Here is a 26,514-nt window from a genome sequence, read left to right as displayed (position 1 = left end):
CCCTTCCCGGCCCCGATCCGGCCCGGCGGGCCTGTCTGACCGCCGCACTGACTGGGCATCACACCGGTCGGACCGTGTCCCAGCACCCCGCTGCCTGCGCCGGCCCGAAACATCCGGGACCAGGGAGGGAGCCCCCCGTGCCCACGTACGACTTCATCCGCCGCACCCGCCGACAGTCCGATCCGGACGTCGTCGTGGTGGGAGCCGGCCTCGCGGGCCTCGCCGCCGCCCGCGTGCTCACCGGCCGCGGCCTCGCCGTCCAGGTCCTGGAGGCCGCGGACCGCATCGGCGGCCGCGCCGCCTCCCACGAACTGGACGGCTTCCGCCTCGACCACGGCAGCCATCTGCTGAACACCGCCTTCCCCGAACCGCGCCGCGTGCTCGACCTCGACCGCCTCGACCTGCGCCCGCTCACCCCGGGCGTCCTGGTGCACCACGGCGGGCGCCGGTACCGGGTCGGGGACCCGCAGCTGACCACCGCCCGGCAGGCCGCCGCCCGGGCGCCGCTGGGCAGCCCGCTGGACAAGGCGCGCCTCGGCGGCTGGCTCAACCGGCTCGCCGCCACCCCGCCCGCCCGGCTGACGGCCCGGCCGGAGACCACCGCCGCCCGGGCGCTCGGCGAACGCGGGCTCGCCCCGCGCACCGTCGACGGCCTGCTGCGCCCGCTGCTCGGCGCCCTGCTCAGCGACCCCGCCCTGGGCACCAGCAGCCGGGTCGCCGACCTGGTGCTGCGCTGCTACGCGCGCGGCCGGCTCTGTCTGCCCGCCGGGGGGATCGCGGCCGTGCCGGCCCAGCTGGCCGCCGCCCTGCCCCCCGGCACCGTCCGCACCGGGGTGCGGGTCACCGCGATCGCGGCGGACGGCGTGGAGACCGCCGGCCACGGGCGGATCGGCGCACAGGCCGTGGTCGTCGCGACCGACCCCCGCTCCGCCGCGGAGCTGCTGCCCGGACTCCGGTTGCCGGACTTCCACCCCGTCACGACCTTCTACCACGCGGCCGACCGGGCCCCGCTCGGCGAGGCCGCCCTGCTGCTGGACGGCGACCGGCCGGGCGGGCGGCCGTCGCTGGTCTCCCACTCGCTGGTGCTCAGCGAGCTGCACCCCTCGTACGCCCCACCCGGGCGGGCGCTGATCGCCACCACCGTGCTCGGCCGCCGCACCTTCGACTCCGGCGGGCCGGCCGCGCTGGAGCCGGCCGTGCGCGGACGGCTGGCGGAGCTGTACGGCACCCCGGCCGACGGCTGGCAGTTCCTCAGCGTGCGCCACCTGCCGGACGCGGTGCCGGCCATGCCGCCGCCGCACAACACCCGGCGGCCGGTGCGGCTGCTGGCCGGGCTGTACGTCTGCGGCGACCACCGGGACACCAGCAGCGTGCAGGGGGCGCTGGTCTCCGGACGGCGCGCGGCCGAGGCCGTGGCGCGCGACCTCGGGCTGCCGGCCGCCGCACCGGAGGCGGCCGCGGCCTGACGGCCCGCCACGACGGGGCACGCGGTCCGGCCGCCGGATCGGCGACGGACCGCGTGCCAATATGCCGATATGACCGCTGATCGGATGATTCCCGTTCCACCGCCGGCCGCCGCGTGAGCACCGCACCCGGCGCCCAGCCGCTCGCGCTGGTCCTCGTCCCCGCCGCCGCAGTGGCCGCCCCGCTGCTGGCCGACCTGCTGCTGCGGTGGATCGCCGTGCCCACGGTGGTGTTCGAGATCCTGCTCGGCGTCCTGATCGGCCCCGACGTCCTGGGCTGGGTGCACGTCGACGCCCTGGTCGACGCGCTCTCCCGGTTCGGCCTGGCCATGCTGATGTTCCTGGCCGGCTACGAGATCGACTTCGCCCGGCTGCGCGGCGGCCCGCTGCGCCGGGCCGGCCTCGCCTGGCTGGTCACCGTGGCCGCCGCGCTCGGCCTCGGCGCGCTGGTCGGCCCGGACCCGCTGGACGGCGCCTTCACCGGGCTCGCGCTCACCACCACCGCGCTCGGCACCATCCTGCCGGTGCTGCGCGACTCCGGCGAACTGCCCACCGGGTTCGGCGCGCTGGTCATGGCCACCGGCGCGGTCGGCGAGTTCGGCCCGATCATCGCCGTCGCCGTGCTGCTCAGCGGCAACACCCCGGCGCGCTCCGCCGTCATCCTGGCGGCCTTCGCGGTGATCACCGCCGTCGCGGTGGCCGGTGCCCGGCGCCCCCGCCCCGCCTGGATGACCGGGCTGATCCGGCGCACCCTGCGCACCTCCGGCCAGTTCGCCGTGCGCACCGTGATGCTGGTGCTCGCCACCATGGTCGCCGCCGCGCTCCGGCTGGAGCTGGACATGCTGCTCGGTGCGTTCACCGCCGGCATCGTCTCCCGGCTGCTGCTCGCCGACATCCCCCGGCCCACCGAGGAGGTCGTCGAGGCCAAGCTGGAGGGCATCGGCTTCGGCTTCCTCGTCCCGGTGTTCTTCGTGGTCAGCGGGATGAACTTCGACCTGGACGCGCTGCTCGGCGATCCGGGCACGCTGCTGCTCGTCCCGGTCTTCCTGCTCCTGCTGCCCGCCCTGCGCGGGCTGCCCGCCGCCCTGCTCGCCCCCGCCGGGCTGGGGCGGCGCGACCGGGCCGCGCTCGGCCTGTACGGGGCGACCGCGCTGCCGCTGGTCGTGGTGATCACCACGATCGAGGTGGACGCCGGCCACCTGGCGTCCTCGACCGCCGCCGCCCTGGTCGGCGCGGGCATGCTCTCGGTGCTGCTGTTCCCGCTGACCGCGCAGCGGCTGCGCGGGGACGTCCGGCCGCCGGCCGCCGTCGGGGGCGGCCGGCCGCGGGTGAACGCCGAGAGCTGGTAGTCCTCGGGCCGGTCAGATCACCCCCGCCTGGCGGGCCGTCTCCTCGAACGCGCGCGCCACCGGGCTGCCCCGGTACGGCGTCAGCCGGCGGTGGAAGTCGCGCACGTACTCCAGCGACCGGGCCGACCGCATCTCCCCCGCCGCCCGCAGCGCGTCGGTCGCCATGCCGCAGGCCTCGTCGAGGTCGCCCATGCCGAGCCGGGCGGTGGCCAGCACCAGCCGGCAGAAGATCCGGCTGCGGGCGTACGCGGGCGAGCGCAGCCGCAGCGACTTCTCGGCGTGCTGGGCGGCCGTCCGCCACTGCTGGAGGTCCCGGTAGCAGTGCGCGAACTCGTCGGAGAGCTGCGCCTCGTCGAAGAACCGCGCCCAGGACGGCAGGTCGTCGCCGGTCCGGGCGGCCGCCAGCGCCCGTTCGGCCCGCACCAGCGCGGTGGTGCAGGAGCGGACGTCGCCGAGCAGGCCGTGCCCGCGCGCCTCGGCGGCGTGCAGCAGCGCCTGCACGGTCGGCGGCACCGCCGTGCCCACGCCCTGCTGGGCGACCCGGGCCAGCTGGACCGCCTCCCGGCCGTGCCCGAGGTGCACGGCCTGCTGGCTCATCGTCACCAGGACGTAGCCGCCGAGCGCGCGGTCCCCGGCGGCCTGGGAGAGCCGCAGCGCCTGGACGAAGTAGCGCTGGGCCAGGCCGTGCGCGGCGATGTCGAAGGACGTCCAGCCGGCCAGCCGGGTGAGGTCGGCGACGGCGCCGAACAGGGCGCGGCCGATCTGCTCGCCGTAGCGGCCGCGCAGCATCGGCTCGGCCTCGCTCTCCAGGTAGCGGACCAGCGCCTGGCGGGCGTGGCCGCCGCCGTAGGCGTGGTCCAGCGCGCGGAACAGGTCGCCGACGGCGCGGATGGCGGCGATGTCGCCGCGGCCGACCCGCAGCGCGGGGCGCTGCTCGCGCCCGGCGTCGTGGTAGGGCGGCTCGACGGCGATCGGCGGGCGGCGGCTCTGGGTGGGCACCCGGGCGCCGAGCGCGGCGGCGCCGGCCTGCGCGGCGGCGCCCGTGCCGGAGCCGGTCCGGGCGCCCGGGGCGGCGGCCGCGGCCGGGCCGCGCGGTCCGGTGCCGGCGGGCGCGCCGGGCGGTCCGGCGGGCAGCGGCGCGCCGGCCGCGGGGTCGGGGCGCACCAGGGTGGAGCCGTCCCTGGCGACCCGCTCGTCGGTGCGGCCGATCAGCCAGTCGCGGCTGGGCACCACCAGACCGGCCGGGGTGAAGGCGATCCGGCGCAGCTCGGACTGCGGCCCGTTGTCCTTGCGCCACATGCTCGCCACGATGTCCACCGCCTCCTGCGGCGTCTCGGCGAACTCCAGGCCGGCGTAGACCGGGGCGCAGGCGTCCAGGCCGAGGTCCTGCGCGGTGAGCCGGCGGCCGAGCCGCCGGGTGAACACCTCGGCGATCAGCGCCGGGGTGGCGCCGCGGGGCTGCTGGCCGCGGAGCCAGCGGGTGACGGAGGTCTTGTCGTAGCGCAGGTCGAGGCCGTGCTCCAGGCCGAGCTGGTCGACCCGGCGGGCCAGGCCGGCGTGCGAGAAGCCGGCCTCCTCGATCAGCGCGGCGAGCTGGAGGTTCTGGGTGGCACCGGACGGCTGGTGGCGCTCGGGCGGCGCGTGCCGCTCGGGTGCGTGGCGCTCGGGCGGCACGTGCCGGTCGGCGGCCGCGGGCCGGTCGGCGGGTGTGGCCTGCTCGGGCAGCCGCAGGTCGGCGGCGGCGGTCGGGGCGTCGGGGGCGTCCGGAAGGGCCCGGCCGACCGGACCTCGGTGCTGGTCGAGCGGGTCGAGCGGTCCGTACGCCGGGCTGTCGGTTGCAGGCCTTTGGGGCATAGTCAGTCAACACCTCTCGGACGCCGCACCGGCTCCACCAGCGGTTCGGCTGCCTGTGGCGACGCCCCCTGTCGGGAATCGGCGTGAATGTAGCGAGCATTCGGGCGCTATGGGTGGTTCTGACCGAGCAATCCTCCGAACGGGTGAAGCATCCGCGCCCATTGTGGGGAAGACACCTCAGGATGGGTTTGGCTTCGGGGGCGTCCGCCGGCCGACGGCCGCGCCGACGGCGCGATGGCGGGCAACACCACAGTTCAGCGGGGTGCTGTGGGGGGTCGCCACACAGGGGTCCGGCCCCCCGGATCGCCGCCCCTCCCGGCCGCGGACACCACGCCGACCCGCCGGCCCCACCGCCCCCACCGGCCCCCCGCTCCGGTTCGACGGCCCCCGGGCGACCCCTCGGCGAAGTGGCCCCCTCCCCCATGACCAGGCATGCGGATGTGGTGTCCGGTCACATAGTGCCGATCCCTCGCGCTTCCTACCGTGTGCCGACACCCTCTCCCGAGCCTGGAAGTGATGAGCCATGACGGCCACCGCCCCGGACCCATCGGACCGCGCGAGCAGGAGCTCGCTGCCCCGCGTCGTGGCAGCGAGTCTGATCGGTACCACCGTCGAGTGGTACGACTACTTCCTCTACGGAACGGCCGCGGCGCTGGTGTTCGGGAAGCTGTTCTTCCCGAACAGCGATCCGCTCACCGGGACGCTGCTGTCCTTCCTCACCTATGCGATCGGCTTCGCGGCGCGCCCGCTCGGCGCCCTGGTGTTCGGTCACTTCGGGGACCGGGTGGGGCGCAAACGGCTGCTCGTGGTGAGCCTGCTGCTGATGGGCGGGTCGACCACGCTGATCGGCTGCCTGCCGACGTACGACTCGATCGGGGTGGCCGCCCCGGTGCTGCTGACCACGCTGCGGCTGGTGCAGGGGTTCGCGCTCGGCGGGGAGTGGGGCGGCGCCGTGCTGCTGGTGTCGGAGCACGGGGACGCGCGGCGGCGCGGCTTCTGGGCGTCCTGGCCGCAGGGCGGAGCGCCGGCCGGCAATCTGCTGGCGGCCGGGGTGCTGTCGCTGATGACCGGTCTGCAGTCGGACGCGGCGTTCCTCGCCTGGGGGTGGCGGGTGCCGTTCCTGCTGTCCGCGGTGCTGGTCGGGGTCGGGATGTGGATCCGGCTGGCGGTGGACGAGTCGCCGCTGTTCCAGGAGGCGCTGGCCCGGGCGGAGCGGCGCGGGAAGGCCGAACAGCCGCCGCTGGTGGGGGTGCTGCGCCACCACTGGCGGGAGGTGCTGGTCGCGATGGGCGCCCGGATGGCGGAGAACATCTCCTACTACGTGATGACCACCTTCGTCCTGGCCTACGCCGTCTCGCACGTGCACCTGCCCAAGCAGACCGCGCTGAACGCCGTCCTGATCGCCTCGGCCGTCCAGTTCGCGCTGATCCCGCTCTTCGGCGCGCTCTCCGACCGGGTCGGGCGCAAGCCGGTCTACCTGGTGGGCGCGGTCGGCGTCGGGGTGTGGGCGTTCGTCTTCTTCGGGATGGTCGACACCGCGTCGTTCGGGTCACTGGTGCTCGCGGTGACCGTCGGACTGGTCTTCCACAGCGCGATGTACGCACCCCAGGCCGCCTTCTTCTCCGAGCTGTTCGCCACCCGGTTGCGCTACTCCGGCGCCTCGATCGGCGCCCAGTTCGCCTCGGTGGCGGCCGGCGCCCCCGCCCCGCTGATCGCCACCGCGCTGCTGAAGGACTACGGCGGCTCCACCCCGATCTCGGTGTACGTGGCGGTCGCGGCGGCCGTCACGGTGCTGGCGGTGCTGTGCGCGCGGGAGACCCGCGGGCACGACCTGGCGGAGGTGGAGGAGGCACCGGAGCGGACGGCGGAGCAGGGCGCGGACGCGGAGCGGGGCGCGGACGCCGCGGCACCGGCGGCCGGGAAGGCGGCCACCGCCTGACGGGGCGTCCGGCGGCCGGGCGCACCACCGCGTGCGCGCCGGCCGCCGACGACCGACCGGGCCGAGCAGCTACGATCTCGCTTCCCTCCCCGGAGCACGTACACCCACTGTCGATGGGCGGCCGCACCATGAACGACCTCCACACCAGCTCGGCGCCCGCGCTCCGCCGCCTGCTGGACCTGCTCGCCTCCGGTGCCGCCACCGAGGACTTCGCCGACGTGCTCGCCGACGCCCGCCGGCAGGGCGCGCCGGCCGCGGTGCTGAGCGAGATCGACGACGCCACCTGGCAGGCGCTGCGGGTCCACCGCACGATGCGCCAGCACCGGCGCCGGGAGGCCGAACTGACGGCGCTGTTCGACACCGCCGGCGACCTCGCCGCCTCCCGGGACCTCGACGCCGTGCTGCAGGCGATCGTCCGCCGGGCCCGGATGCTGCTCGGCACCGACACCGCCTATCTGACCCTCCCGGACGAGGGCGCCGGCGACACCTACATGCGGGTCACCGACGGCTCGGTCTCGGTGCTCTTCCAGACCCTGCGGCTCAGCCTCGGCGACGGCCTCGGCGGCCTGGTCGCGCAGACCGCCCGCCCGTACGCCACCCCCGACTACCGCGCCGACGAGCGCTTCCACCACACCGGCACCATCGACGCGGGCGTGCTCGACGAGGGCCTGGTGGCGATCATCGGCGTACCGCTGCTGCTCGGCGGCCGGGTGATCGGCGTGCTGTTCGCCGCCGACCGCTCGCCGCGCGCCTTCTCCCCCGACGAGGTCGCGCTGCTCTGCTCCCTGGCCGCGCATGCCGCGATCGCGCTGGACACCGCCAGGTCGCTCGCCGACACCCGGGCCGCGCTCACCGAGCTGAACAGCGCCAACGAGCTGATCCGCGCCCACTCCGCCGCCGTCCAGCGCGCCGAACAGGGCCACGACCGGCTCACCGACCTGGTGCTGCGCGGGGCCGAGGTGCCGGACGTCGCCGCGGCGGTGGCCGCCCTGCTCGGCGGCGGGATAGCCGTTCTGGACGCCGAGGGCGAACCGCTCGCCGGACGGGCCGGCGCGCCGGGCACCGGGCTGGCCGAGGCGGCGGCCGCGTCCCGGGCCGAGGGGCGTGCGGTGCGCCACGGCGGGGCCTGGGTCTGCGCGGTGCTGGCCGGGCAGGAGCAGCTGGGCACCCTGGTGCTGCGCGGCCGCCCGGACCTCGACGACGCCGACCGCCGGCTGTTCGAGCGGGCCGGTGTGGTGACCGCGCTGCTCCTGCTGCTGCGGCGCTCGGTCGCCGAGACCGAGAACCGGGTGCGCGGCGAGCTGCTGGCCGACCTGCTCACCGCCCCCGACCGGGACCCGGCCGGGCTGACCGCGCGCGGCCGCCGGCTGGGCGTGGACCTCGGCCGCCCGCACCTGGTGCTGGTCGCGGAACCGGGCGACGCCCGGGACGCCGGCGCCCGCGCCCGGCTGGCGGGCGCAGCCGGGCGGTACCTGTTCGGCTCGCGGGGCATCAGTGCGGAGCACGGTGAGGCGGTGGTGCTGCTGGTCCCGGACGGGGACGGCGCGGAGGACGGGGGCGCGGACGACGCCGGGGACGGCGCCCAGCGGGCGGCCGGACGGGCCGCCGAGCGGCTGGCCCGGCTGGCCGGGTTCCCGGTCACGGTGGGCGCCGGCCGTCCCGCCGCCGGACCGGTCGCGCTGGCCGCCGCGTACGCCGAGGGGCTGCGCTGCGTCCGGGCGCTGCGGGTGCTCGGCCGGTCCGGCGAGGGCGCCTCGGCACGGGCGCTGGGCTTCCTGGGGGTGCTGCTCGGCGACGGCCACGACGTGGCGGGCTTCGTCCGCGGGACGCTGGGCCCGCTGCTGGAGTACGACGCCCGGCGCGGCACCGAGCTGGTCCGCACCCTGCGCGCGTACTTCGACTGCGGCGGCAGCCTGACCCGGGCCAAGGACGAGCTCCACGTCCACGTGAACACCGTGGTGCAGCGGCTGGACCGGGTCGAGGTGCTGCTCGGCCGGGACTGGAACGGCCCGGAGCGCTCCCTGGAGCTCCAGCTGGCGCTGCGGCTCCAGCTGCTGTCCGGTCCGTGACGCCTCGGGCGTACAGTGGCGAGGTTGGTCTCGAACGCCTGGCAAGGAGCAGCGGTGAGCGAGAACGTGCGGTTCATACGCATGGGCATCGGTGAGGGCGCCGTCCCGTACCAGGAGGCCTGGGAGGAGCAGCAGCGGCTGCACGCCCTGCGGGTCGCGGACGAGATCCCGGACACGGTGCTGCTGCTGGAGCACCAGCCCGTGTACACCATGGGCAAGCGCACCAACCCCGCCGACCTGCCCCTGGACGGCACCCCCGTGGTCGAGGTCAACCGGGGCGGCGAGATCACCTGGCACGGCCCCGGCCAGCTGGTCGGCTACCCGATCGTCAAGCTGCCGGACCCGATCGACGTGATCGCGTACGTGCGGCGGCTGGAGGAGGCGCTGATCCGGGCCGCCGGGGCGTTCGGCGTGGAGACCACCCGGGTCGAGGGCCGCAGCGGGGTCTGGGTGCTGGGCCGTGCCATCCCGGACGCGGTGGTCGACCCGGAGCAGGTGGTCGACATCGGCAGGCTCACCCTGCGGATGGGCCTGCCGCTGGGCATCGACCCGCGGCTGGCCGGGCCCGAGTACGCGCCGTCCAACGCCGGGCAGCGCGGCGACGACCGCAAGCTGGCCGCGATCGGCGTCCGGGTCGCGCGCGGGGTGACCATGCACGGCTTCGCGCTGAACTGCGACCCGGACATGACCTGGTTCGACAGGATCGTGCCCTGCGGCATCCGGGACGCCGGGGTCGCCTCGCTGGCCGGCGAGCTGGGCCGGGGCTTCCCCGTCTCCGAGGCGCTGCCGCTGGTCGAGAAGCACCTGGCCGAGGTGTTCGCCGAGCTCCCGGAGCCGGCCCCCGGCCGCTGAGGCCCGCCCCCCCCGGACGGATCCCGGGAATCTACCCGCCGGTAGCCCTGTTGCCCTGCGATTGCGGGGCCGCAGCCCCGGCGAAGGCCGTACAAGCACAGGCGTACCCTGGGGGTACCCCGTCTAGTTCTAGGAGTCGCACGTGTCCGCTGTCGCACCCGACGGCAGGAAGCTTCTCCGCCTGGAGGTCCGCAACAGCGAGACCCCCATCGAGCGGAAGCCCGAGTGGATCAAGACCCGCGCGAAGATGGGCCCGGAGTACAACGCCCTCCAGTCGCTGGTGAAGAAGGAGGGGCTGCACACGGTCTGCCAGGAGGCCGGCTGCCCCAACATCTTCGAGTGCTGGGAGGACCGCGAGGCGACCTTCCTCATCGGCGGTGACCAGTGCACCCGCCGCTGCGACTTCTGCCAGATCGACACCGGCAAGCCCGCCGAGTTCGACCGGGACGAGCCGCGCCGCGTCGCCGAGTCCATCGTCACCATGGACCTGAACTACGCCACCATCACCGGTGTCGCCCGTGACGACCTGCCGGACGGCGGCGCCTGGCTGTACGCCGAGACCGTGCGCCAGGTGCACGCGATGACCGCCGGCCGCGAGGGCGGCCGCACCGGCGTCGAGCTGCTGATCCCGGACTTCAACGCGGTGCCGGAGCAGCTGGCCGAGGTCTTCTCGTCCCGCCCCGAGGTGCTGGCGCACAACGTCGAGACGGTGCCGCGGATCTTCAAGCGGATCCGCCCCGCCTTCCGCTACGAGCGCTCGCTGGACGTCATCACCCAGGCGCGCGCCGCCGGGCTGGTCACCAAGTCCAACCTGATCCTGGGCATGGGCGAGACCCGCGAGGAGGTCAGCCAGGCGCTGGCCGACCTGGTCGGCGCCGGCTGCGAGCTGATCACCATCACCCAGTACCTGCGCCCCTCGCTGCGCCACCACCCGGTGGAGCGGTGGGTCAAGCCGCAGGAGTTCGTCGAGCTGCAGGAGGAGGCCGAGGAGCTCGGCTTCGCCGGCGTGATGTCCGGTCCGCTGGTCCGCTCGTCGTACCGCGCCGGGCGGCTGTACCGGCAGGCGCTGGAGCGCCGCGCGCAGGCCTCGGTCTGAGCACGGGCCGGGCGGACGCGGGTGCGCGCACCTGAGCGCGTCCGGGCGCGTTGAACGCGTCCGGCGCATTCGAGCCATCGGAAGGGCGGAGCCTCGGCTCCGCCCTTCCGCGTTCACTCCGCTTTGACTGCCAGGTCACGGGCTGGTAACACGGGGTGGTGATGATGGACTCGTCGCGATTGTTCGATTCTTCTCAGCCACGGCCGCGGCCGCGAGGGGAGCTGTTCGGCATGGAGATGCGGATCCGGTCGGTGGGGGTCGCGCTGCGGTTCGCCGAGAGCGTCCTGCTGTCCGGCGGACAGCGACGGGCCCGGCACAACGCCTGGGCGGCGGTGTGCGAGGACCGCCGGCACGCGGCCGACCGCCGGCACGACGCGCTGGCGTCGGGGGCGGCGAACGGCCCCGCGAACGGCCCCGCGGCCGGGCCGTCGACGGGCAGGCCGGCGGGCCGGCCGGGGCGCCGGCAGCCCCTTCCGTAGGGGCACACGGGTCACGGTTCGGGGCGAACGGGCACCCGGGCTTGGATATCCCGTACCCACGCCACGTACCATGAGCGTTATGGCGAGGGAAACATCCGAGAACCCCGGGCGGCTGAAGCAGATCCGCCTGGCGTACACCATGACCAAGAAGGTCGACACCAAGATCGGCCTGATCATCGCCGGCGTCGGCCTGCTGACCTTCGGCGTGTTCCTCGCCATCGGCTTCGCGATCGAGCACCCCGTCTACCTGGGCATCCTGGGCTTCATCGTGGCCTTCCTGGCCATGGCGATCGTCTTCGGGCGCCGGGCCGAGCGCGCCGCGTTCGGGCAGATGGAGGGGCAGCCGGGCGCCGTCGCGGCGGTGCTGAACAACATCCGGCGCGGCTGGAGCGCGAACTCCACCCCGGTGGCCGTCACCCGCAGCCAGGACGCGGTCTACCGCGCCGTGGGCCGGGCCGGCATCGCGCTGATCGGTGAGGGCAACCCGAACCGGGTCCGCCAGCTGCTCGCGTCGGAGAAGAAGAAGATGGCCCGGGTCGTCGGCGACGTGCCGGTGCACGACATCGTGGTGGGCAACGGCGAGGGCGAGGTCCCGCTCAAGAAGCTGCAGATCCACCTGATGCGACTGCCGCGCGCCATCACGCCCGCCCAGGTCACCGAGACCAACGACCGCCTGCGCGCGCTGGGCGACCTGCTCTCCAAGGCGCCCATCCCCAAGGGCCCGATGCCCAAGGGCGCCCGGATGCCCAAGGGCGGCCAGGTCCGCTGACCCTCCCCGTCGACAGCACGAGAACGGCCCCGCCGCGGAAGCTCCGCGGCGGGGCCGTTCGACGTTCTCCGGCTCGGCGTGCGCCCCTCAGATCCGGACCTCGACCGTGCCGACCGCCTTGTCGTGCAGCCCCCGGGTGTCCCGGTCCCAGACCAGCGCCGGCACCAGCAGGCAGAGCAGCAGGGTGCGCAGCATCACCTGCGGGATGGTCGCCCGGCTGCCGTCCAGGCGGACGACCCGCAGCCCGAACAGCCGCTTGCCGACGGTCGTCCCGGTGGTGGCGAGCAGCAGCACGGTGACGGCGAAGAACAGCGGGGTGGTCCACATGTTCGCCGAGGACGCCGAGCCCTTGCCGATCAGCCCGTAGGCGACCAGGGCGACCAGCCAGCCGTCGACGAACAGCGCGCCCATCCGGCGGCCGGGGCCGGCGATCGAACCGGGGCCCTCCTTGGGCAGTCCGAGGCGCTCACCGCGGTACCCGAAGTCGGCACCCATCTTCTCGGCGGCCGCCTTCGGGCCGTCGATCCACGATCCCAACGCTTCTCTGGTGTCCACGAATCCACACTAACCGGGCGAACGCCGGGGACGGCCACCGCCTCCCCCGCCGGGCCCGCCACCGAAGAGTGAATCGGCCCTCGCCGGCTTTCCGCCCCTCCCCCTGGTGGTCTAGACCATTCCGGGGACCCCGCCTGGCCCGGCAGGGCGTTTTGTCCAGCCCCGTACGGCTTTGCCACCCGCCCGGCAGTGGCGGTTAACATTCAGGAAACGAGTGGGTCACCGGACGGAAACGGCCCGTTCCTAGGGTGAGCCCCATTCGCAACACCGAGGAGGATGGATGTTCAACAACGCCGCCGAAGTGAAGCAGTTCATCCAGGACAACGACGTGAAGTTCGTCGACGTCCGCTTCTGCGACCTGCCGGGCGTCTTGCAGCACTTCTCCGTACCCGCGGCGACGTTCGACCCGTCCGAGATCCTGATGTTCGACGGCTCGTCGATCCGCGGCTTCCAGGCCATCCACGAGTCCGACATGGCCCTCGTCCCGGACCTCGCCACCGCCCGGCTCGACCCGTTCCGCCAGGAGAAGCACCTCAATATCAACTTCTTCATCCAGGACCCGGTGACCGGCGAGGCCTACAGCCGCGACCCGCGCAACGTCGCCAAGAAGGCCGAGGCCTACCTCGCCTCCTCCGGCATCGCGGACACCGCGTTCTTCGGCCCCGAGGCCGAGTTCTACGTCTTCGACTCGGTCCGGTTCGACACCAGCGCCAACGCCTCGTACTACCACATCGACTCCGAGGCCGGCGCCTGGAACAGCGGCTCCACCGAGGGCGACGTCCGCGGCTACAAGGTCAAGTACAAGGGCGGCTACTTCCCCGTCCCGCCGGTCGACCACTTCGCCGACCTGCGCGCCGAGATGTCCCTGGAGCTGGCCCGGGCCGGCCTGGAGGTCGAGCGCCAGCACCACGAGGTCGGCACGGCCGGCCAGGCGGAGATCAACTACCGGTTCAACACGCTGCTGCACGCCGCCGACGACCTGATGCTGTTCAAGTACATCATCAAGAACGTCGCCTGGCGGAACGGCAAGACGGCCACCTTCATGCCGAAGCCGATCTTCGGCGACAACGGCTCGGGCATGCACGTCCACCAGTCGCTGTGGACCGAGGGCTCGCCGCTCTTCTACGACGAGCAGGGCTACGCGGGCCTCTCCGACACGGCCCGCTACTACATCGGCGGCCTGCTCAAGCACGCCCCGTCGCTGCTCGCCTTCACCAACCCCTCGGTGAACTCCTACCACCGCCTGGTCCCCGGCTTCGAGGCCCCGGTCAACCTGGTCTACTCCCAGCGCAACCGCTCCGCCGCGATCCGCATCCCCATCACCGGGTCCAACGCCAAGGCCAAGCGCATCGAGTTCCGCGCCCCCGACCCCTCCTCCAACCCGTACCTGGCCTTCGCCGCCATGCTGATGGCGGGCCTGGACGGCATCAAGAACAAGATCGAACCGCTGGAGCCGGTCGACAAGGACCTCTACGAACTGGCCCCCGAGGACCACGCCAACGTCCCCCAGGTCCCGTCCTCCCTCCCGGCCGTCCTGGAGGCCCTCGAAGCCGACCACGAGTACCTGCTCGCCGGCAACGTCTTCACCCCGGACCTCATCGAGACCTGGATCGACTTCAAGCGCACCCAGGAGATCGCCCCGATCGCCCTGCGCCCCCACCCGCACGAGTTCGAGCTCTACTACGACCTGTAGGAGGCAGCGCCGGCCCGCGGGCACGCGGGCCGGACTCCTCCCGCTTCCGCGGGCCGGCACGGCGCCGGCCCGCGGAAGCGGCGGCCGGCGTCGGTCGTGCCGTCCGGGCGAGGCCGCTCAGGCGGGCTCGGGCAGGCGGCCGGCGGGCCGCTCCAGGTAGCGGGCCGTCATCAGGTGGGAGAAGCCCATGATGGTCTCCTGCGGGCTGACACCGGTGGCGCCCGGCAGCACGCTCGCGTCGCACAGCCGCAGGTTCGTGAAGCCGTGCGGGCGGCCCTGGGCGTCGCACACTCCGCCCAGGGCGGGTGGGCCCATCGGGCAGGACGCCATGGCATGGACGGAGATCAGGTCCCAGCTCTCGGGCCGGCCGTGCCGCGCGAAGTCGGCCGTCTGCGCGGCGGTGGTCAGCCCGGCGGGTGCGGGCGGCAGCAGTTCGACCGCACCGGCCTCCAGGAGGAGTTCGGCGGTGTGCCGGAAGGCGCAGCGCAGGAGGTCCCGGTCGCTCCCGGTCAGGCGGTGCCGCAGGACCGCCCCGAGGCCCGGGACGGCCAGCAGCCGCGCGGTGCCCCGGACGCTCACCTGGGTCGTGTAGACCGCGATCCGGTCCAGCTGGGCCAGCACCCGGTCGACGGTCCCGGCGGGGTGGGCGGCCAGCGCCGCCGCGAGCGACCCCGCCGTGAGGTTCGCGGGCATCACCCGCACGCCCCGGTCGGCGAACTCCTGCAGCTGCGCGGTGAAGATGGTGCCCTCGGTGGCCCGGACGGACTCGGCGAACCGCGCCACCGTGCGGAAGTTGACGTGGAACGCGATGGCCCGGCCCGGGCCGCGCCCGCCGATGGCGCTGCGCCGCAGCAGCAGCGCGCTGCCGATCGGACCCGCGGCCAGGAACACCGTCCGCGGCAGGTAGCGCAGCCGTCGGCCGTCGCGCAGGGCGTGCACGGCCGTGACCCGGGTGCCGTCGTGTTCGAGCCGGACGACCCGGGTGTCGGGCTCGACGACCGCCGCGAGCCGTTCGGCGGCGGGCAGGTAGCTCACCAGCATGCTCTGTTTGGCCCCGGTGGGGCAGCCGGTGACGCACCGGTTTGCGTGCCGGCAGCCCCGGACCGCCCGGCGGGCCGGTGCCCAGCGCCAGCCGAGCCGGTCGGCCGCCTGGGCGAGCAGCACCGAGTCGCGGTTCCCCCGCCCCGGCGGCTGGTCGGCGACCCCGAGGCGCCGCTCCGCCTCGGCCAGGTGGGGGGCGAGGTGACGGGCCCGGAAGCCGTCGACGCCGGCGGACGCCCAGCACTCCAGCAGGTGTTCGGGAGGACGCCAGAACAGCCCTCCGTTGACCACGGTGGTTCCCCCGACGCAACACCCCTCCCCGAAGGGGATGGTGGGTGCGCCGTGGATGGGCACCAGACCGCCCTGGCGGTACAGCAGCCGCAGGTTCTCCGCCGGGGACGCCCGGGTGATCCGCGCCTGCGGCACGAGCGGGCCCTCCTCCAGGACGCGGACCTCCCGGCCCGCGCCGGCGAGCTCCAGGGCCGCCGCGCTGCCTCCGGCCCCCGAGCCGATCACCAGGGCGTCGCAGCGGACGGTGCGGACGGTCCCGCTCACCGGAGCTCCTGCCGCGGCGTGGTGGAGGGCCCGTCCAGTGCGCCGTGCAGGGCCAACACGAGGCTCACCCTGAGCAGTTCGGCGCAGCCGGGCACCGCGGACAGCCGGTCGGCGACCCGTTGCCGGCGGGCCCGGTCCGGCGTGCCCCGCAGCGGGCCCGTCGGGTCCACGAGGAGGACGGCGACCGGCAGCACCCGCATCAGCAGGGCGAACACCGAGCGGTACGGCCCCGGGAGGGCGGCCAGGGTGGCGGCGGTGTGCCGGACCGCCGCGGCCTGGCGGGACGGCTCGGACAGCGCCGTGCAGCGGTCCGCCCAGAGCGGCGGGAGCCCGGCGGAGCGCACCCGCCGCTCCCAGGCCCGCAGGCGGCGGTGCTCCCGCGCGGTGCGGAAGCCTTCGGCGGGCGGTGCGGGGCGGGGCGCCGGGGAGCTCATGCGGGCCGGGGAGCTCATGCGGTGACCTTCTCCCTGGCCAGGCCCGCCAGCAGACGGGGCATCCCCCTGGCCAGCACCGCGTCCAGGGCCGCCAGGAAGAGGTCGAGGTCGGAGTCCTCGGCCACCAGGGGAGGTGCGGCGATCAGGGGGAGGTCGTGGTTGGAGCCGTAGTAGGTGAGCACGCCGTGGTCGCGGTAGAGGGCGGCGACCACGGCCGCGGTGGCCAGCTTGGCCCCGGCCTGCGGGTCGCGCGCGAAGGAGGACGGCAGCAGGCGCAGCGCGTGGTCCAGGGCGGCCGGACCGTGGCGCAGCACGACGCCCTGGAGGGCGCCGGCGCCGCGCACCTCGGCGATCAGGCGCGGGTGGCCGGCGGCGAGGGCGGTGAGGCCGCGGCGCAGCCGCTCGCCGAGGCGGCGCGCCCTGGCCGGGTAGTCGTCCTCGACCGCGATCGCCACGGCCTCCAGCGCGGTGACCGTCTCCTCCCCGAACCCGTAGTAGGTGGTGCTGTGCAGGGTGGCGTCGGGGAGCGCGTCGTAGGCCCTGCGGAAGACGGGCTCCCTGGCCACGTAGCCGGAGATGGACGCCTTGCCGCCGCCGAAGGACTTGGAGGTGGTCACGACGTCCGGGACCAGGCCGGGGTGGCGCATGAAGTGGAAGAGCGAACCGGTCCTGCCCCAGGAGGTGTAGACCTCGTCGAAGATCAGGACGATGTCGCGCTCGGTGCACAGCCGGCGCGCCTCGCGCAGGAACTCCTCCGAGCACGCGCGGAGACTGGAAGCGCTGAAGGGTTCCAGGACCAGCGCGTAGACGTCGCTCCCGCCCTCGGGCGTGGTGTGCCGCTCCAGGGCCAGTTCGAGCGAGGGGAGGTCGTCGAAGGCGAAGGCGTCCGTGCCGGGGATCCGCGGGAAGGTGAAGTGCACCTCCGGCGAGGCGGTCAGGCTTCCGGCGCCGAGCAGCTTGCCGTGGAAGGCAATGTCGGTGTGCAGAACGGTGCCGCGATGGCCTCGGTGGTACTTGTACGCCATCTTGAGGGCGCCCTCGACGGCCTCCGCGCCCGAGTTGGGGAAGTAGCTGACGTCCAGGTCGGCGGGCAGCAGCTGGGCGAGGTTGTGCCCGAGTGCGGCGACGTACGGCGAGAGGTAGTTCTTGTGCACCTCCATCCGCCGGAGTTCCTGGAAGCGTCGGCGGGCGGCCAGGATGCGGGGGTGGTTGTGGCCGTGGTTCAGCACGCCGATCCCGCCGGTGAAGTCCAGCACCCGCCGCCCGTCGCGCAGGGTGATCCAGCAGCCCGAGGCGCTGTCCACGACGTCGCGGCCGAACCCGAAGGCGGAGAGCAGCGTCACCTGGCCCCGGCTGACATGACGGCGGTAGAGCTCGTGCACCCGCGCGACCGGCATCCGCTCGCAATCCTCGGCGCTGATCAGGGAGTTCATGGCGTCCCCTCCTCGGGGCCGGACTGCGGACCGGCGCCGGGCCCGGCGCCGGGAGGTCGTGGACCGGGGGCGGTGCGCGGGGCGGTGCGCGGGGCGGTGCGCATCCGGTCGGCGATCAGGCGGCCGACGTGCCGCCCCTGCCGCACGGCGTAGTTGGTGCCCCGGTCCTGGGGGTAGACCTGGGCCATGCCGGCCAGGTAGAGCCCCGGCACGTCGGTCTCCATCGCCGGGATGCGCTCGGAGTAGTGCGGGGTGACGACCGGCTGGGCGTGGTCGGCCCGCCAGACGTAGTAGTGCCGGACCCAGTCGCGGTGGAACTGCGGGAACATCCGGCTCAGATGCGGAAGGCTCGCGCGGAACACCGCGTCGTCGTCCATCCGGTACAGCTCGGCGCTGGTCGGAAGGTAGGCGGACAGGTAGACCAGGTGACTCCCGGCGTAGGCGTCACAGGCCTCCAGGTTGGTGTGCTCGATCACGCCGACGTAGGGGAACGACGGGTCGGTGACGTTGAGCCAGTAGGTGTCCGAGAGGGACCGGTCGTTCTGCAGCACCAGGCACAGGTTGGCGAGGTAGGGGATGGCGGACAGGCGCCGGCGGACGGCGGGCACGTCCGGATGGGGCGGCGGTCCGGTGGCGGCGGGGGCGAGGAGGCCGGCGAGCAGATCCGGTGCCGTGGTGGCCAGGACCCGCCGTGCGGGCAGGACGCCGCTCCCGGTGCGGACCCCGCACACCCCGCGGTCGTCGGTCAGGACCTGCCGCACCGGGGTGCTCGTGCAGATCCGCACGCCCAGCTCGGAGAGGCGCGCGACCCAGGCGTCCAGCAGGGCGGCGCAGCCACCCCGCAGGTAGTAGAGGACCTCGCGGCCGCTGTGGGACCGGCTGCCGCCGCGCAGGTGGAGCTTGGTCCACATCCAGGTGGCGCCCACCTCGGTCGCGTACTGGCCGAACTTGCCTTCCAGCAGCGGTCGCCAGACCGTCTCGTAGACCCGCGGTCCGCTCAGGTCCAGCAGCCATTCGCGGGCCGTGAGGCCCTCCAGGTCCCGCCAGTGCTTCACCCGGTGGGCACGCACCGCGGACCAGCCCAGCCGGACCCGGTCGGGCAGCGGGAGGGGCGCGAAGCGCAGCACGTCCCACGGGCTCGACAACCGGTACACCGAGTTCGCGTAGTAGACGCCGGTCCGGGTCCGGTGCGGCTGGAGGAGGTGGGAGCAGCCGAGTTCCGCGCACAGCCCCCGGACCTCCAGATCGGAGGAGAACCAGTGGTGGTAGAAGCGTTCGAGCCGGGCTCCCCCGGCCTCGAACGACCCTGCCAGGCCGCCGACGTACGGCTCACGCTCCAGCACCCGGCAGGCCACCCCGGCCCGGGCGAGCTCGTGGGCAGCGGCCAGGCCGGTGAACCCGCCGCCGATCACCAGGACTTCGTCGCCGGGCGCCGGGGCCGCGCTGTTCTCGGACATGCTGCTCCCTTCGAACCCTCCGGTGCCGTGCCGTCCGAAGGGGATGGGTCGGGGAGGTGGGGGGGAGGTGCGGGCGGCGCGGGCCGGGCCCCGCCGGCATCGGAGGCGTTCTGCGCCCCGTCACGACCCGCGGCGGCCGGGGGCCGGGTGGCGTGCCGTCCCGCCGGAGGGGACGCCGCGGGGAGGGCACCGGAACCGCCGCCGGCGATTCCGGCTCCCAGTAGACGCTAGCACCGCGCTCGGCCCCCGGCCTGCGGAAGGGCCGTTGACCTGCTGCGATCGACCGGAGCGAGGCCGCTCCGGTTGCCCCGGCCGTCGCGCGGCCGACATCATCGAGGCGGGAACCGGTCGCGTCGGCGGCCGTCGTGTCCGATCAGGAAGGCGACCGGGAAGCGATCGAGAAGGCCGGGAGGACCGGAAGGACCGGGAGGGCGAGGACCGATGGACGCCACGCCACCGCAGCCGCTGCGCTACGCCGTCGGACTGCCCAACAGGCGCGAGTACGCGGATCCGCGCCTGCTGCGCGAACTGGCGGTGCTGGCCGAACGGTCCGGCTGGGACGGCTTCTTCCTCTGGGACGGCCAGGTCGCGGAACACCCGGACGAGCACGTCACCGACTCGTGGACCACGCTCGCCGCGATCGCCGCCGACACGGAGCGCCTGCGGCTCGGCGTCATGGTGAGCGTGCTCGCCCTCAAGCGCCCCGCCGAAGTCGCCCGCGCGACCGTCGCGTTGGACCTCCTCAGCGGTGGACGGCTGGTCTTCGGCGCCGGTCTGGGGTCCTCCGCCGCGGAGTTCCGGGCGCTGGGCCACGATCCGGACCCGCGGGTGCGTGCGGAGAAGCTGGACGAGGCCCTCCACGTCCTCGACGGGCTGTGGGCGGGGCGGCCGTTCACCTTCCACGGCCGCTGGTTCACGGTCACGGACCTCGCCTTCCAGCCGGTGAGCCCGCAACGTCCTCGCATCCCGGTGTGGATCGCGGGCACCTGGCCCTCGCGGCGTCCCATGCGGCGGGCCGCGCGCTGGGACGGCGTCTTCCCCACCCGGGCGGGGGTGGGGCACACCCAGATGATGCCTCCCGCCGACCTGGAGGCCGTGGTCTCCTACGTCCGCGCCCACCAGGGCGTCCGGAACGGGCCGTTCGACGTCGTGATGGAGGGCCGGACGTCCGGGGTCCGGCGGGAGGACGACGCGCTGGTCGTCGCCCCGTACCGGGCGGCCGGCCTGACCTGGTGGGTGGAGAAGCTGGGCTGGTTCCGGGGCCCGGTCGGCCTCGTCCGCGCCCGGATCGGGTCCGGCCCTCCGAGCGGGACCCGGCGGCGGGGCTGAGGGTGCCACCGTCCGGTTCGACCGGGCGCGGTCCCTCCCGGCGAAACCCGGTGGCCGGGGCGGCGTCCGGGGCACCAGACTTGGCGCATGGCGACGAGGAGCGGGGCGGCGCGCAAGATCACGCCGACGGTGTACGTGTCGGTGGACGTCGAGGCGGACGGTCCGATCCCCGGCCCCTACTCGATGCTGAGCTTCGGCGCGGTGGTCGCCGGGTGGCACGACGCGGACGGCTTCCGGCCGTCGCCCCGGGACGGCCGGGCGCCGGGCTTCTACTGTGAGTTGCGGCCCGTCTCCGACGCGTGGGTGCCCGAGGCGCTGGCCGTCTCGGGGCTGGACCGCGCGGCGCTGCTCGCCGGCGGCACCGATCCGGCGCTCGCCATGGACCGGTTCACCCGCTGGCTCGACCAGGTGCGCACCGGGCCGGACGGGCGGCGGTACCGGCCGGTGATGGTGGGCTACCCCGCCGTCTACGACTGGCAGTTCCTCCACTGGTACCTGGTCCGGTTCACCGGCTCCAGCCCCTTCGGCCACTCGGGCTGCCTGGACATGAAGACGCTGTACGCGGCGCGCGCGGGCGTGCCGTTCGCCGGGATCGGCAAGCGCTCGATGCCGGCGGAGCTGCTCCCCGGCCTCCCCCACACCCACCACGCCCTGGACGACGCCCGGGAGCAGGCCGTGCTGTTCGCCAACCTGATGGCGTGGGACGGGCCCGTGACGGTCGGCGGTCCGTGACGGTCGGCGGATCGGGGCGGTCGGATCAGGGCGGTCGGATCGGGGCGTCGGCGGTCAGCGGATCGTGACGGGCAGGGTCTCGTAGCCGCGCAGGACGAGGCGGTCGCGGCGGGTGGGGAGGCCTCCGGGGGCCAGCCGCGGGAAGCGGTCGAGGAGCGCGGGGACGGCGATGCCGGCCTCCAGGCGCGCGAGTTGGCTGCCGAGGCAGAAGTGCGCGCCGCCGCCGAAGCTGAGCGGCTGGCTGTCGGTGCGGGTGGGATCGAAACGGTCCGGGCGGAGGTAGCGGGCCGGGTCGTGGTTGGCGGCGCCCAGCAGGGCGAAGACCGCGGTGCCGGGCGGGGTCGGCAGGCCGGCCACCGCGAGGTCGGGTGCGGCGGCGATCCGGGAGGTCACCTGGACCGGCGAGTCGTAGCGCAGCACCTCGTCGGTGAAGAGCGAGGGGTCGAGCGCGCCGGTGCGCAGGCCCTCGGCGGCCTCCGGGTGGCGGAAGAGCAGGGCGAGGCCGTTGCCGAGCAGGTTGGTGGTGGTCTCGAAACCGGCCACCAGGAGCAGGACGAGGTTGCTCAGCAGTTCCTCGCCGGAGATCCGGTCCGGGGACTCGGCGGCGATCCGGGCCAGGTCGCTGACCAGGTCACCGGTCGGACGGGCCAGCCTTTCGGCGGTCAACTCCTCGAAGTAGGCGGCGAGTTCCACGGCAGCGAGGTCGGCTGCGGCCAGCTCGCCGAGGTCCTGGATGAGTTCCAGGGCGATGGTGAGGTCCGAGGCGAGGCCGCGGAAGCGGTCACGGTCGGCGGCGGGAACCCCGAGCAGCTCGCAGATCACCTCGACCGGGAGGCGGAAGGCGAAGGCGTCCATGAAGTCCACCGGCGAGCCGTCGGCGCCCCGGTCCGCCAGTTCGCCGAGCAGCCGGACCACCGTGGCCTCGATCGCCGGCCGCAGGGCCGCCACCCGGCGGGCGTTGAAGGCCGAGGCGATGAGCGAGCGGACCCGGCCGTGGTCGGGCGCGTTGCGCTGGAGGATCGAGCGCCCGAACAGTCCGACGGAGGGGTGGGCGAGCAGTTCCGGCTGGTCGGCGGCGAGGGCGCGGGGGTCCTCCAGCGCGAAGGCGGGGTTGCGCAGCACCTGGTTGACGGCGGCGTGGCCGACCACCAGGACCACCCCGGGGCCGGCCGGGGCGGCCGGGCCGAGCTCGTGCGCCCGCGCGTACAGCGGGTAGGGGTCGAACCGCCCCTCGGTGGTCATGAGCTGCTCGATGATCGACGCGCCGTCCATCCGGCTTCCCCTCCGTGGATCCGACTCCCGCACAGACAACTGTTGGTGGACGGAAGGGAGTTCCCGGGGCGGCGGAACGGGCGGCGGAACGGGCGGGGTGGGGCGGGACGGCCGGGCGGCAGCGGCGCGCGGCGAGCACGCCGGGGCCGGACGGGGCCGGTCGGTAGGGTGGTGGGATGGAGATCTGGATCAACCCGCGTTGCGGGAAGTGCCGTACCGCGCTGAAGGAGCTGGAGGGCGCGGGCGTCACGTACACCGTGCGGCGTTACCTGGAGGACCCGCCGAGCGTCGCCGAGCTGGAGCAGGTGCTGGAGCGGCTTGGCCTGGAGCCGTGGGACATCGCCCGGACCGACGAGCAGGTGGCCAAGGACCTCGGCATGAAGCAGTGGGGCCGGGAGGCGGGCGACCGGGCGCGCTGGCTCGCGGCGATGGCCGAGCACCCGATCCTGCTCCAGCGCCCGATCATCACCGCGGACGACGGGCACGCGGTGGTCGCCCGCACCCCCGAGGCGCTCAAGTCCGTCCTGCCGTAGGCCCCGGACCGCCGGGGTCCCGGACCCGTGGAGGGGCCGGCCCCGGCGGCGTCCGCGTCAGCGGCGTTCGAAGTGCCGCACCGGCTCGCCCGGGTGCCAGGAGCTGATCCGCACCGTGTCGCCCTCGACGGTGGTCAGCACGACCTGTTCCAGCTCCAGCCGGAAGGCCTGGTACGGGCCGGGCGGCGGCTCGGGCAGCTCGGCCTCGTAGGCGGCGCGGTCCGCCGCGTCGGTGAGCTCGACGGCCCGGCCGGACACCTTGGCGTCGCCGTCGGCCAGCGTCTCGTCGCTCGGGTTGCTGTGCAGCGCGAAGCGGGGGTCGCGGCGGAGGTCCTGCGCCTTGACCGCGCCGTCCATCGACCCGAGCATCAGGTCGGCCCCGAGGAACTCCACCTCGATGCCGCTCACCCGGGGCGAGCCGTCCTTGCGGAGCGTCGCCAGGACGTGGTGCCTGTTGGCCTCGAAGCGGGCCCGCACGGCGGGGGCCAGGTCCGGTGCCTCGTGCTCGAAATCCTGCCAGGAGGTCATGGTGCCAGTGTGGCACCGGGCACCGACGACCGCTGTCCGGTGTCGGTGCCCGGTGCCACACTGGTTCGATGACCACCAGCATCACCTACATCGCCTTCCTGCGGGCCGTGAACGTCGGCGGCCGGACGGTGAAGATGGAGCGCCTGCGGGCGCTGTTCGGCGAGCTCGGTCTGGAGCGCGTCGGCTCCTACATCCAGAGCGGCAACGTCTTCTTCACCGCCGCGGCCACCGACGCGGCGGGCCGGGCGGCGCTGACCGGGCGGATCGAGCGCCATCTGGATGAGCAGCTGGGCTACCCGGTGCCGGTGCTGCTGCGCACCGCGGACGAGGTCCAGGCGGTGCTGGACGCCGAGCCCTTCGCTGGCGTCGAGGTCACCCCGGACGTGCGGCTCACGGTGAACTTCCTCTCCGAGCCGCTGCCCGCCGACTTCCCGGTCCCGTACACCTCGCCGAAGGGCGACTACGAGGTGATCGGCGCCGACCCCGGTACCGCGTACGTCGTGGTGCACCTCAAGGACGGCAAGTGGGTCACCAGCGGTGCGCTCTTCGGGAAGTCCTACCGGGGCTCGGTGACCTCGCGGTTCCTGCACACCACGGCCAAGATCCTGGCCGCCGCGCGGAAGGCCTGACCTCCCGGGAACCGGCCGTCCCCGGAACCGGACTCCCCTCGGAGGCCCGGAGGCCCCGTTGGCCCGGTCCGCGCTGCACGCCTGCGCGGCCCTGCTCGGCCGTGCGTTCGCCCGGGTCGCGGAGGCGGTGGCCGACGACCGGACCTTCGACCGCGCGACGATCGTGCGCTGCGAGCCGGCCGCACGGGCCGGACTGCGGCGGATGGCCGGGCACCCGGACCGGCCGAGGGATACGGCGGGGCCGCTGACGGGGACGGCCGTGGACGGCTATGACCCATCCCGTTGCCGCCCGCTGCGGCTGGATGTGAAACGGTCCGGCACGCGGCTGTGCGCGGCCCTGGACGGCGAGGTCCCGCACAGGTGCGGGCCGTCCGAGGAGGGCCCGGCCGGCGCCGAGGATCGTCCTGACACTGGACGAGGTGTCGGCGGCCGAGTTCGAGGCGGGAGCGGACAGGCCAGGAGCGGACGGGCCGGGGCCGCTGGAACGGCGGGTGGACGCGGACGGGGCTGTTGCGGGCGGCCCGTGCCTCGTTGGCCCTCCAGGACCGGCACCTGCGCCCCCCCTGAGCGCCCGGTCCGGCCGGTTCGGCGGAGCGCAGCGGCCGACGGCGGTCCTCGTGCAACGCGCGGTGCCGGACATCCGGGGGCGCGGCACCCCGGATCGGTCCGGGCGGGGCGGGCGGGCGCGCCCTGATCGAGCGCTGGGCGGCACGCGGCGGTGGCCCCTGGGCGGGCTGGTTCGCGGAGCAGCCCGCCGCACGGAGCCCGCCCGGCCGCACCGGTACGTGGGCGAGGCACCCGGCCGGCCGGGTGCGGGCGTCGGTGCGGCTGCTGCCGGTCCGCTTCGCCGGTCACGGCCACGACCCGGACGGGCCCGCCTCGGCGGTCGTCCACCTCGCGGTGCCGCCGCCCGGCGGAGCCGGACCGTGGCGGCCGGCCGTGGAGCGGACCGAGCAGCTGGAGCGGTTCCGGTTCGACTCCACGGCGTTCGGCACACCGGGGGCGGCACGGGCGGACGCCGGGCGGCCGGCGGTGGGCGCCGGCTTCGCGCTGCGACGGCGGCCCGCGGAACCTGGACAGCCCGGCGGGGAGCGGCCGAGAATCGGTCCATGATGTCGCGTGAGAACCGGACCCGGGTGGTCCGGCCGTCCGAGGCCGAGCGGGAACAGGCGCTCGGGGTGCTGCGGGAGGGCGCGGGGAACGGCCGGCTGTCGCACGACACCTTTCTCGGGCGGCTGGACCTCGTGCTCCACGCGGGCAGCCGCGCCGAACTGAACGCGGTGATGGCGGACCTTCCGGCCGGGAACCCGGTGGGGCGCTTCGTGCTGCGCGCGGTCGGCCGGGTCTCGTCGTTCGGGGTGCGGCTGGGCGCGGCCTGGCGGGCCGAGCGGCTGCCCGGCCTGAGCCTCCCGCAGGCCGGGGCCGGACAGTTGACGATAGGCCGGATCCCCGGGTCGGGACTGCGGCTGAACGACGCGTCCGTCTCCCGGCAGCACGCCGAGCTGCGCCGGGAGGGCGACGGCTGGGTGCTGTACGACCTCGGGTCGACCAACGGCACCCATGTGAACGGCTACCGGATCGTCGGCGGGGTGCGGGTCCGGCCGGGCGACCAGGTGCGGTTCGGCAACCTGGAGTTCCGGCTCGCCCCGGCGTGACCCGCCGCCGTCGGGGCGGGACCCTGCGGGGCGGGCGCCGGGCGGACGCACGGTCGGCTGCGGCTGCGGCTGCGGTTGCGGTTGCGGGCCGGACTGTCAGTGGTGGGTGCTTGGATGCGGACATGGACCAGGACACCGTGCACAGCACCCTTGCCGCCGAGGTACTGCGGGACGCCGAGGAGCGGGCCCGTGAGCTGATCCGGTGCGGCTTCCAGGAGCCGGACGAGATAGCGGAGTCCCTGGTCGAGGACCTCGACGACCAGGGACTGACGCTGGAGGAGGCGGAGCGGATCGTCGCTCCGCTGTGGCGGGAGCGTCTGCAGGAGCAGGCCGCCTGGCCGGAGACGACCGACGTCGACCGGCTGGAGGCCGCCTTCGACGCCCTGGAGGAGCTGGGCATCGTCGCCGCGATGGACTTCACCTGCTGCGCGAACTGCGGCTACGCCGAGATCGGGGGCGAGGCCGCCCCGGACTCGCGCGGTTTCGTGTTCTTCCACCAGCAGGACACCGAACGGGCCGCCGAGGGCGGTGCGTTGATGCTGCGGTACGGCGGGTTCCAGGTGGCGGACGAGCCGACGGAAGCGGCCGTGCGGCGGACGGCCGAGGTCGGGCGGGAGGTCGCCGCGGCGCTGGCGGCGGCCGGGCTTCCGGTGGAGTGGGACGGCTCGCCGGAGACGGCGATCGCGGTCACGCCGATCACCTGGCTCAACCGCCTGCCGGAGTAGCCTCCGCACGCCTTCCCGCACCCGTGCCCACCTGCGCTCACCCGTGCCGGACCGGTCCGGCACGGGTGAGCGC

23 protein-coding genes are annotated in these 26,514 nt (G+C 74.8%); 15 read left to right on the top strand and 8 right to left on the bottom strand.

Annotation, left to right across the window (positions count from 1 at the left end; all coding sequences use genetic code 11):
- Positions 1–137: 137 nt before the first annotated feature.
- Together ACFVVL_RS10605 and ACFVVL_RS10600 are read left to right on the top strand one after the other, a co-directional pair.
- The gene (locus tag ACFVVL_RS10605; protein ID WP_387673231.1) at positions 138–1,466 is read left to right on the top strand and encodes an NAD(P)/FAD-dependent oxidoreductase; all 1,329 of its coding nucleotides are present in this window, start codon (positions 138–140) and stop codon (positions 1,464–1,466) included.
- 113 nt (positions 1,467–1,579) lie between these two features.
- Complete coding sequence (locus ACFVVL_RS10600; RefSeq protein ID WP_387673228.1) at positions 1,580–2,812, top strand: cation:proton antiporter; 1,233 nt, start codon at positions 1,580–1,582, stop codon at positions 2,810–2,812.
- Between the two features lie 12 nt (positions 2,813–2,824).
- On the opposite strand, the gene ACFVVL_RS10595 is transcribed toward ACFVVL_RS10600, so the two are convergent.
- Positions 2,825–4,666 (bottom strand): regulator, encoded by a 1,842-nt coding sequence (locus ACFVVL_RS10595; protein WP_387673225.1) that lies wholly within the window; start codon positions 4,664–4,666, stop codon positions 2,825–2,827.
- Positions 4,667–5,189: 523 nt separating this feature from the next.
- On the opposite strand from ACFVVL_RS10595, the gene ACFVVL_RS10590 reads away from it, so the two are divergent.
- From ACFVVL_RS10590 to ACFVVL_RS10565, 6 genes are all read left to right on the top strand, one after another.
- On the top strand, positions 5,190–6,605 hold the full coding sequence (locus ACFVVL_RS10590) for an MFS transporter (protein WP_387673222.1): 1,416 nt from the start codon (positions 5,190–5,192) through the stop codon (positions 6,603–6,605).
- Between the two features lie 128 nt (positions 6,606–6,733).
- On the top strand, positions 6,734–8,674 hold the full coding sequence (locus ACFVVL_RS10585) for a helix-turn-helix domain-containing protein (protein ID WP_387673545.1): 1,941 nt from the start codon (positions 6,734–6,736) through the stop codon (positions 8,672–8,674).
- Between the two features lie 81 nt (positions 8,675–8,755).
- Positions 8,756–9,526 carry a lipoyl(octanoyl) transferase LipB gene (gene lipB / locus ACFVVL_RS10580; protein ID WP_380296778.1) on the top strand — a complete coding sequence of 257 codons (771 nt, stop codon included), beginning with the start codon at positions 8,756–8,758 and terminating at the stop codon, positions 9,524–9,526.
- 142 nt (positions 9,527–9,668) lie between these two features.
- A complete protein-coding gene (gene lipA / locus ACFVVL_RS10575; RefSeq protein ID WP_350566845.1) occupies positions 9,669–10,622 on the top strand; it encodes a lipoyl synthase in 954 nt (317 codons plus the stop codon).
- Between the two features lie 230 nt (positions 10,623–10,852).
- On the top strand, positions 10,853–11,101 hold the full coding sequence (locus tag ACFVVL_RS10570; protein WP_380296776.1) for a hypothetical protein: 249 nt from the start codon (positions 10,853–10,855) through the stop codon (positions 11,099–11,101).
- A 79-nt stretch (positions 11,102–11,180) separates the two neighbouring features.
- Positions 11,181–11,870 carry a DUF4191 domain-containing protein gene (locus ACFVVL_RS10565; RefSeq protein ID WP_380296774.1) on the top strand — a complete coding sequence of 230 codons (690 nt, stop codon included), beginning with the start codon at positions 11,181–11,183 and terminating at the stop codon, positions 11,868–11,870.
- An 87-nt stretch (positions 11,871–11,957) separates the two neighbouring features.
- On the opposite strand, the gene ACFVVL_RS10560 is transcribed toward ACFVVL_RS10565, so the two are convergent.
- Positions 11,958–12,425: an RDD family protein gene (locus ACFVVL_RS10560; protein ID WP_380296773.1), complete on the bottom strand. Its 468-nt coding sequence runs from the start codon at positions 12,423–12,425 to the stop codon at positions 11,958–11,960.
- A 280-nt stretch (positions 12,426–12,705) separates the two neighbouring features.
- Here ACFVVL_RS10560 and glnA point away from each other — a divergent pair, with 280 nt between their 5' ends.
- Positions 12,706–14,118 (top strand): type I glutamate--ammonia ligase, encoded by a 1,413-nt coding sequence (glnA, locus tag ACFVVL_RS10555; RefSeq protein WP_380296772.1) that lies wholly within the window; start codon positions 12,706–12,708, stop codon positions 14,116–14,118.
- A 117-nt stretch (positions 14,119–14,235) separates the two neighbouring features.
- Here the strand turns inward: glnA and ACFVVL_RS10550 are convergent, their stop codons facing one another.
- From ACFVVL_RS10550 to ACFVVL_RS10535, 4 genes are read right to left on the bottom strand one after another with little or no spacing between them, the layout of a single operon-like run.
- Positions 14,236–15,714, bottom strand: coding sequence for a GMC family oxidoreductase N-terminal domain-containing protein (locus ACFVVL_RS10550; RefSeq protein WP_387673216.1), 1,479 nt, complete (start codon positions 15,712–15,714; stop codon positions 14,236–14,238).
- Positions 15,711–16,166 carry a hypothetical protein gene (locus ACFVVL_RS10545; RefSeq protein ID WP_380296768.1) on the bottom strand — a complete coding sequence of 152 codons (456 nt, stop codon included), beginning with the start codon at positions 16,164–16,166 and terminating at the stop codon, positions 15,711–15,713. The genes ACFVVL_RS10550 and ACFVVL_RS10545 overlap by 4 nt, the downstream gene beginning before the upstream one ends.
- On the bottom strand, positions 16,163–17,581 hold the full coding sequence (locus ACFVVL_RS10540; RefSeq protein ID WP_387673212.1) for an aspartate aminotransferase family protein: 1,419 nt from the start codon (positions 17,579–17,581) through the stop codon (positions 16,163–16,165). The genes ACFVVL_RS10545 and ACFVVL_RS10540 overlap by 4 nt, the downstream gene beginning before the upstream one ends.
- The gene (locus tag ACFVVL_RS10535) at positions 17,578–19,038 is read right to left on the bottom strand and encodes an NAD(P)/FAD-dependent oxidoreductase (RefSeq protein ID WP_387673209.1); all 1,461 of its coding nucleotides are present in this window, start codon (positions 19,036–19,038) and stop codon (positions 17,578–17,580) included. The genes ACFVVL_RS10540 and ACFVVL_RS10535 overlap by 4 nt, the downstream gene beginning before the upstream one ends.
- A gap of 441 nt (positions 19,039–19,479) precedes the next feature.
- On the opposite strand from ACFVVL_RS10535, the gene ACFVVL_RS10530 reads away from it, so the two are divergent.
- Positions 19,480–20,367: an LLM class flavin-dependent oxidoreductase gene (locus tag ACFVVL_RS10530; RefSeq protein WP_387673207.1), complete on the top strand. Its 888-nt coding sequence runs from the start codon at positions 19,480–19,482 to the stop codon at positions 20,365–20,367.
- 87 nt (positions 20,368–20,454) lie between these two features.
- Positions 20,455–21,099: an exonuclease gene (locus tag ACFVVL_RS10525; RefSeq protein WP_387673204.1), complete on the top strand. Its 645-nt coding sequence runs from the start codon at positions 20,455–20,457 to the stop codon at positions 21,097–21,099.
- Positions 21,100–21,153: 54 nt separating this feature from the next.
- Here ACFVVL_RS10525 and ACFVVL_RS10520 read toward each other — a convergent pair whose 3' ends face one another.
- Positions 21,154–22,371 carry a cytochrome P450 gene (locus ACFVVL_RS10520; protein ID WP_380298229.1) on the bottom strand — a complete coding sequence of 406 codons (1,218 nt, stop codon included), beginning with the start codon at positions 22,369–22,371 and terminating at the stop codon, positions 21,154–21,156.
- A 176-nt stretch (positions 22,372–22,547) separates the two neighbouring features.
- On the opposite strand from ACFVVL_RS10520, the gene ACFVVL_RS10515 reads away from it, so the two are divergent.
- Positions 22,548–22,904: an arsenate reductase family protein gene (locus ACFVVL_RS10515; RefSeq protein WP_380298227.1), complete on the top strand. Its 357-nt coding sequence runs from the start codon at positions 22,548–22,550 to the stop codon at positions 22,902–22,904.
- Between the two features lie 57 nt (positions 22,905–22,961).
- Here ACFVVL_RS10515 and ACFVVL_RS10510 read toward each other — a convergent pair whose 3' ends face one another.
- Complete coding sequence (locus ACFVVL_RS10510) at positions 22,962–23,432, bottom strand: pyridoxamine 5'-phosphate oxidase family protein (protein WP_380298225.1); 471 nt, start codon at positions 23,430–23,432, stop codon at positions 22,962–22,964.
- A gap of 68 nt (positions 23,433–23,500) precedes the next feature.
- On the opposite strand from ACFVVL_RS10510, the gene ACFVVL_RS10505 reads away from it, so the two are divergent.
- The 3 genes from ACFVVL_RS10505 to ACFVVL_RS10495 all read left to right on the top strand — a co-directional run bounded on the left by ACFVVL_RS10505 (position 23,501) and on the right by ACFVVL_RS10495 (position 26,441).
- Positions 23,501–24,061, top strand: a complete 561-nt coding sequence (locus tag ACFVVL_RS10505) for a DUF1697 domain-containing protein (protein ID WP_387673199.1) — start codon at positions 23,501–23,503, stop codon at positions 24,059–24,061.
- A 1,109-nt stretch (positions 24,062–25,170) separates the two neighbouring features.
- Positions 25,171–25,716: an FHA domain-containing protein gene (locus ACFVVL_RS10500; RefSeq protein ID WP_387673196.1), complete on the top strand. Its 546-nt coding sequence runs from the start codon at positions 25,171–25,173 to the stop codon at positions 25,714–25,716.
- A 122-nt stretch (positions 25,717–25,838) separates the two neighbouring features.
- Positions 25,839–26,441, top strand: coding sequence for a DUF6891 domain-containing protein (locus tag ACFVVL_RS10495; RefSeq protein WP_380298219.1), 603 nt, complete (start codon positions 25,839–25,841; stop codon positions 26,439–26,441).
- The last annotated feature ends 73 nt before the right edge of the window (positions 26,442–26,514 follow it).

The sequence above is a fragment of the Kitasatospora sp. NPDC058115 genome (assembly GCF_042884635.1).
In the GTDB taxonomy this organism is placed as follows: domain Bacteria; phylum Actinomycetota; class Actinomycetes; order Streptomycetales; family Streptomycetaceae; genus Kitasatospora.
This window is presented reverse-complemented; position numbering and strand designations above follow the sequence as displayed.

What these genes read in the sequence shown, in the direction of transcription:
- ACFVVL_RS10570 (WP_380296776.1), top strand. Translation starts at nt 10,853, where the DNA reads ATGGAGATGCGGATCCGGTCGGTGGGGGTCGCGCTGCGGTTCGCCGAG.
- ACFVVL_RS10525 (WP_387673204.1), top strand. Translation starts at nt 20,455, where the DNA reads ATGGCGACGAGGAGCGGGGCGGCGCGCAAGATCACGCCGACGGTGTAC.
- ACFVVL_RS10565 (WP_380296774.1), top strand. Translation starts at nt 11,181, where the DNA reads ATGGCGAGGGAAACATCCGAGAACCCCGGGCGGCTGAAGCAGATCCGC.
- ACFVVL_RS10530 (WP_387673207.1), top strand. Translation starts at nt 19,480, where the DNA reads ATGGACGCCACGCCACCGCAGCCGCTGCGCTACGCCGTCGGACTGCCC.
- ACFVVL_RS10515 (WP_380298227.1), top strand. Translation starts at nt 22,548, where the DNA reads ATGGAGATCTGGATCAACCCGCGTTGCGGGAAGTGCCGTACCGCGCTG.
- ACFVVL_RS10535 (WP_387673209.1), bottom strand. Translation starts at nt 19,038, where the DNA reads ATGTCCGAGAACAGCGCGGCCCCGGCGCCCGGCGACGAAGTCCTGGTG.
- ACFVVL_RS10495 (WP_380298219.1), top strand. Translation starts at nt 25,839, where the DNA reads ATGGACCAGGACACCGTGCACAGCACCCTTGCCGCCGAGGTACTGCGG.
- ACFVVL_RS10520 (WP_380298229.1), bottom strand. Translation starts at nt 22,371, where the DNA reads ATGGACGGCGCGTCGATCATCGAGCAGCTCATGACCACCGAGGGGCGG.
- ACFVVL_RS10500 (WP_387673196.1), top strand. Translation starts at nt 25,171, where the DNA reads ATGATGTCGCGTGAGAACCGGACCCGGGTGGTCCGGCCGTCCGAGGCC.
- ACFVVL_RS10505 (WP_387673199.1), top strand. Translation starts at nt 23,501, where the DNA reads ATGACCACCAGCATCACCTACATCGCCTTCCTGCGGGCCGTGAACGTC.
- lipB (WP_380296778.1), top strand. Translation starts at nt 8,756, where the DNA reads ATGGGCATCGGTGAGGGCGCCGTCCCGTACCAGGAGGCCTGGGAGGAG.
- ACFVVL_RS10585 (WP_387673545.1), top strand. Translation starts at nt 6,734, where the DNA reads ATGAACGACCTCCACACCAGCTCGGCGCCCGCGCTCCGCCGCCTGCTG.
- ACFVVL_RS10590 (WP_387673222.1), top strand. Translation starts at nt 5,190, where the DNA reads ATGACGGCCACCGCCCCGGACCCATCGGACCGCGCGAGCAGGAGCTCG.
- ACFVVL_RS10510 (WP_380298225.1), bottom strand. Translation starts at nt 23,432, where the DNA reads ATGACCTCCTGGCAGGATTTCGAGCACGAGGCACCGGACCTGGCCCCC.
- glnA (WP_380296772.1), top strand. Translation starts at nt 12,706, where the DNA reads ATGTTCAACAACGCCGCCGAAGTGAAGCAGTTCATCCAGGACAACGAC.
- ACFVVL_RS10545 (WP_380296768.1), bottom strand. Translation starts at nt 16,166, where the DNA reads ATGAGCTCCCCGGCCCGCATGAGCTCCCCGGCGCCCCGCCCCGCACCG.
- ACFVVL_RS10595 (WP_387673225.1), bottom strand. Translation starts at nt 4,666, where the DNA reads ATGCCCCAAAGGCCTGCAACCGACAGCCCGGCGTACGGACCGCTCGAC.
- ACFVVL_RS10540 (WP_387673212.1), bottom strand. Translation starts at nt 17,581, where the DNA reads ATGAACTCCCTGATCAGCGCCGAGGATTGCGAGCGGATGCCGGTCGCG.